6 protein-coding genes and 2 pseudogenes are annotated in these 4,978 nt (G+C 64.8%); 1 reads left to right on the forward strand and 7 read right to left on the reverse strand.

What is annotated here, in order from left to right; all coding sequences use genetic code 11:
* Positions 1-304: 304 nt before the first annotated feature.
* The 4 genes from KIP79_RS45860 to KIP79_RS45870 form a co-directional block, all read right to left on the reverse strand.
* The gene (locus KIP79_RS45860; protein WP_214111376.1) at positions 305-865 is read right to left on the reverse strand and encodes a TetR/AcrR family transcriptional regulator; all 561 of its coding nucleotides are present in this window, start codon (positions 863-865) and stop codon (positions 305-307) included.
* A 15-nt stretch (positions 866-880) separates the two neighbouring features.
* Positions 881-1,045 carry a DapH/DapD/GlmU-related protein gene (locus tag KIP79_RS50470; protein WP_504743337.1) on the reverse strand — a complete coding sequence of 55 codons (165 nt, stop codon included), beginning with the start codon at positions 1,043-1,045 and terminating at the stop codon, positions 881-883.
* Positions 967-1,683 carry a maltose acetyltransferase domain-containing protein gene (locus KIP79_RS50475; RefSeq protein ID WP_504743339.1) on the reverse strand — a complete coding sequence of 239 codons (717 nt, stop codon included), beginning with the start codon at positions 1,681-1,683 and terminating at the stop codon, positions 967-969. Before KIP79_RS50475 ends, KIP79_RS50470 begins: the two co-directional genes overlap by 79 nt.
* Before the next feature lie 153 nt (positions 1,684-1,836).
* Positions 1,837-2,454: an integrase core domain-containing protein gene (locus KIP79_RS45870; protein WP_214111377.1), complete on the reverse strand. Its 618-nt coding sequence runs from the start codon at positions 2,452-2,454 to the stop codon at positions 1,837-1,839.
* A gap of 6 nt (positions 2,455-2,460) precedes the next feature.
* Here KIP79_RS45870 and KIP79_RS50420 point away from each other — a divergent pair.
* Positions 2,461-2,571 (forward strand): annotated as a pseudogene (locus KIP79_RS50420) (IS982 family transposase); the annotation flags it as partial.
* A gap of 93 nt (positions 2,572-2,664) precedes the next feature.
* Here the strand turns inward: KIP79_RS50420 and KIP79_RS45875 are convergent.
* The 3 genes and pseudogenes from KIP79_RS45875 to KIP79_RS45885 all read right to left on the reverse strand — a co-directional run.
* Positions 2,665-4,473: a serine/threonine protein kinase gene (locus KIP79_RS45875; RefSeq protein ID WP_214111378.1), complete on the reverse strand. Its 1,809-nt coding sequence runs from the start codon at positions 4,471-4,473 to the stop codon at positions 2,665-2,667.
* Between the two features lie 165 nt (positions 4,474-4,638).
* Positions 4,639-4,827, reverse strand: coding sequence for a hypothetical protein (locus tag KIP79_RS45880; protein WP_214111379.1), 189 nt, complete (start codon positions 4,825-4,827; stop codon positions 4,639-4,641).
* A gap of 61 nt (positions 4,828-4,888) precedes the next feature.
* Positions 4,889-4,978: pseudogene (locus tag KIP79_RS45885) on the reverse strand (IS5/IS1182 family transposase); the annotation flags it as partial.

A 4,978-nucleotide genomic window follows, 5' to 3' on the forward strand; every position in this document is an offset into this window, starting at 1 on the left:
CACTCGGAAAGTGCCTTTCGAGTTGGTGCGGACAGGACCCTCAGCAAGTCCAATCCTTCCAGCTCAAGGCACTTTTCACGTTTAACGATCGGTTCCGGCCGCTTCCCAGGCGAAAGCCCCAGGTTAGGCCACGAATTGCTGCTCTTGCGGTATTGGCGCTGGTCGCCCGCACAAGCGCCCCGTGCTCGCCCCCCGTGCGGCAGACTTAATCGCGGTCTGGCCCTCCCGCCATCGATGATCTGACGTAGTCGCACGCCAGTGCCCCCGTGGCGACTGGCCTGCAACGTCGGTAGCGAGTTCTCGCTCATTGCCGGGTGCTGCCTCCGGTGATCCTGGCTATCGCGTCCTTGGTGATGCTGCGGTCCAGTGGTTCGGGGTCGAGGCTGCGATGAATCCAGAGGCCTTCGATGAGGGCGTCGACCTGGCGGGCGGTGTCGGGGTCGAAGTGGCGTTCGAGTTCGACGCGGCTGCGGCGCATCCACTCGCGGGTGATCGCGCGGAAGCGCGGTTCGCGGGCCGCCAGGGTGTAGAGCTCGAAGGCGAGGACCCCGTCGCGGGCCGCCTGCTGGCCGGGCAGGTCATCGTGGATGAGGCCGATCACCGCTTCTCTGGCCTCGTCGATCGTCGTCGCCGCGCTGAGCCGCTCCTCGAACCGGATGATGATCGTCTCGGCGAAGCGGGAGAACGCCTCGAACAGCAGCTCGTCCATGCCGTTGAAGTGGTAGGTCATCGAGCCCAGTGGTACGCCGGCGCGTGCGGCGATCTTCCGATGCGAGGTGCCCGCCACCCCGGCCTCGGCGACTAGCTCTAACGCGATGTCGATCAGCCGGCTTCGCCGATCGGGTTCGCTTCGACGGGCCGTCACCTGGCCTCCTGGTGACTAGATGGATTTGATGACCCGCGCCGGGTTGCCGACCGCGACACAGTTCGCGGGGATGTCCTTGGTGACGACCGCACCTGCTCCGATCACCGGGTTGTCGCCGATGGTGGCGCCGGGAAGGACGATGACGCCGCCGCCGAGCCAGACGTTGTCACCGATCGTGATCGGTTTGGCCGCCTCCAGCTTGTCCCGGCGCGGCTGCGGCTCAATGGGCAGTCCTCCCCGATCGTGATCGGGGCGACGTCCAGGGCGGTGAGGCCCGAGTTGATGAACGTACGCGCGCCGATCGTGGTGTGACTGCCGTAGTCCACATAGACCGGTGGGCGCACGAACGCGGTCTCGTCGAGATCGCCGAACAACTCGCGGGCGATCTCCTGTGCGGCGAATCCGTCCTCGCTGTACGCCGCCAGGAACCGGGCCGACAGCCGCGCCGCCTGCTGTTGCCGCTCGAAGATCGCGGGATCGTCGGCGATGTAGAGATCGCCCGCGAGCATGCGTTCATGGTTGCTGCGGGGATCGCCGGCGAAGTAGTCACGCGGCGAGGCGGGTGCGGCCGGGGATGCCTGCGGCGCGGATGCTTCAGTCACCGAAGGAGCGTACCGCACACAGTGTACGATCGTACACTTACTTGTTTTCCAGCGATCGTCGCAGTGCCATGCCTCGGGGGCATCGCCCGGCCTGGGCCCGACCTGCGGAAGCATCCGCACCGATACAGCACGCAGCGTGCGATCGTACAACTCTGTGTACGCTCGTACGCATCCGCGCGCCCCAGCAACCTGCTCGCTCGTTTGTGACGCAGGCATCCGCACGCCACAACCCGATCGGAATCACCGATGCCCGCTGCCCCCCTCACCACGCCCACCCGGCAGGTACGATCGATATCGGAAACCCTCGAACCTACGGGTTCGGGGGTTTCTTTCTGTTTTGGGGCTGGTAGTCGCGGGTGGGGTCGGTGATCAGCTCGCGGAGGAGTTCTCCGGTGGTGGCGGCGACGACTCGGACGTGGAGATCGGCGATGAGCAGGATGACGTGGGTTCGGGCGTGGGTTCGTCCGATGCCGATGTGATGGAGCCGGCCGCCGATCCGCAGGGTGACCACTCCTGATTCATCGATGCGGTCGTGGCGGACCCGGGTGTGGGTGTCGGGGTCGCGGCTGGCGGCGGGGAGTGCTTTGGGCCGGGTGTGGTAGACCGCTGCGGGAGTGTGGCGGGCGGCAGAGATCGGTGCGGGCGGCGGTGGTTGTAGGCGTCGACGAAGCGGTCCAGGAGGGTCTGCAGGCTGGTGATGGTGGCCGGTTGAGCGGGCTGGGCGCGCAGCCACTTCTTCATCGTTTGCTGAAACCGCTCGACCTTTCCGCAGGTGGTGGGGTGGTTGGGGGTGGAGTTCTTCTGGGTGACGTGCAGGCGGCGGAGCTCGTGTTCCAGCGCGTTGCGGCCGCCGCGGCCGCCGGCCAGGCGGGTGGTGAAGACCATGCCGTTGTCGGTCAGGGTGGAGGCGGGCACGCCGTGGACGGCCACCGCTTGGCGGAAGGTGTCGCGCACGATGAGTCCGGTGATCCGGCGCCGGGTGGTCACCGATAAGGCGTAGCGGGAGCAGTCGTCCAGCGCATCCTGGCCCTGACCGCCGCCATCTGGCACAACCGCGCCACCGGCCAGCCCATCACCCGATCACTGATCGCCTACGACCACTAACCCGACTTAGGACTTACTCGTCTAGCTCGAAAGACCCAGCGAGCGGTGCGGCCTGTACCTGTAGTAATCGCTCCGGGCCCGGAGCCGCCGATACTACGGTTCTGTGATCTTGTGGCTGGATGTCCACTTGCTATACGTCGTCGTGAAGACGGACCTATAGATCTCCACATCGCTAATGGGTACGCACCAGGCGATTTCGAACTTCTGCGGCCGATCCTCACCATCGATGGTGAGCTTGAAGGTGATGTAGGAGTCGGGCATGGTCTCGGCGACATCGCCGTCCGACCAGGAGTTGAGGAGCTGCCGAAGCGGACCGTTGGTGTCCTCAACAGCGAGGGTCCCCGAATAGTTGCGCCCCTTGCGCTTCAACCGGGTGGAGTTGGCGACAACCTCCAGGAGGATCGACGGGCCGGCCGTACCCGCAACCAAGAGGCCGTACCAGTTCGGGTCCGCCGGACTCATCCCGTCAATGGAGGATCCGTCCGTTCCACCCTGCTGGGGGTAGACCGTATCGGCCACAACCACATATCGATGGCTGCCGTCCTCGCTCGTTCTGATCCTCACATCGAGATCGTCGTCAGTCAGGTGGCTCATGAACCGCCCGGTTGCCATTCCCCCAGCGGCGCTCTGGGTAAATCCCCCTTCGAAGCGGAACGTTCCCGCCGGAGTGGTTTCCAGGGCAAGCTCAATCGCGGCAGCCAACTCCGCGGTTGTACTTGGTGGCGGCTGGGTTTTCACGACGGGCGTGGCGACGGGTGTGGATGTGGGGTTCGTGCTCGTTGAACTCGGGCGGCCGGTCTGGATGGCAGTGGTTTCGGCTCGCTGCTTCCTCTGATTCTCATTGTCCGATAGCACATTTAGGGCGACGGCCGCCCCGAGTGCAGCGGCAACCGCGGCTGCCGTGGCCACGATCGTGATGTTGCGTCGGCCCTTGGGGGCTGTCGTTGTGGGGGCTTGTGCGGCAGGCCAGCTTTGATCCTCAACGGGAAAGATCCATGTCCGGTCCAGCCGTGCCGTGACTTCGTCGGCGGCCCCGACGCTATTGATCACCCGGGTTCCCTGGTGGGTCCGCCACGCCTCGGCGACGGCGCCCAGCAGCTCGGGCGATGAGAGTCGCGTCTTAGGGGTTTTGGCCAAGGCTCTGTCGACCAGGCCGCGTAGGCCGTAGGGGACCATGGAGGTGTCGACGGTCTCGTTGAGCACTTTGAGCGCCAGGACTTCCGGGCGCCCGGTCCCGTACGGCGGAACTCCTGTGGCCGCGTACACGACCAGCATTGCCCAGCCGTACACATCAGCGGATGGCCCTGCGGGCACGTCACCGTACTCTTCTGGGCTCACCCAACCTGGCGACCCGACAAGAATGCCGGTGCGCGTCATCACACTCGCGTCGAGCACGCGGGCGATGCCGAAGTCGACGAGCTTAGGACCGCTGGGCGACAGGATGACGTTCGACGGCTTGAGATCACGGTGCACCACACCTGCCGCGTGCACAGCCACCAGTGCCTCGGCGATCCCGGCCGCCAGCCCGAACAGCTGGTCTCCCTGAAGCAACCCGTGAGCTCTGACCTGGGCTTCAAGCGATGGCCCTGGCACATACTCAGCAGCTAACCACGGCCGGGCCGCGTTTCCGTCAGAGTCGAGGATTCGCGCAGTGCAGACACCCTTTACACGGCCGAGGACGGCAATCTCCCGCGCGAATCGCGCACGGAACTCCAGGTCGCTTGCATAGGAGGCGTGAACCAGTTTGACGGCTGCGCGAACTCCGCGGGCGTCGATACCCGCGAAGACGACGCCCATACCACCTGCTCCGAGGCGTCCCACCAGCCGATACGGACCGATCTGTGGTGGGTCCTCACTCGTGAGCGGGAGGAGGCTGACGATTGCCGACACTTTCTGGGTCACCGGACTCCATTCGGGGGAAAGCATGGCGAGGACCGGCCAATCGCGCGAGAAGTTCAGAGGTGGTTCTATCCCATCGGGCTCCAACGTGTCGAGTGCGATTTAGGCAACCTTTAGACACTTCCTGGGCATCGAAAATCCAGCACTTTTGCCCAGGATCAGCCCAGGTCAGCTGTTCTTGTCAATCCCCCGGAAGCGTTTGGAGCGGTAGGTCCAGCGGCGTGTTACCAGGGCACGGTGCCAGCGCAGCAACGTCGCGGGGGTGACGAAGAAGACATCCCACGATGAGCGGGGAAGCAGCCGCGACAAGGCCGCGAGCACGACCCGATCCTCCGGCTGGAGATCGGGCCGGTTCACCTGAGGGCGCAATATGGCGACCTGAGAGGGCATTTGATTTAAGTCGTTTGCACCTTGTGTGCTAGTACGTTCCTCGCCATGTTGGGGTGGTTTCGTCCGTTATGCGTTTGGTGAGATTGTTGATCGCAGCTATGTGGATCATGGCTTGGGA

The sequence above is a fragment of the Acrocarpospora catenulata genome, from assembly GCF_018476525.1.
Lineage (GTDB): Bacteria > Actinomycetota > Actinomycetes > Streptosporangiales > Streptosporangiaceae > Acrocarpospora > Acrocarpospora catenulata.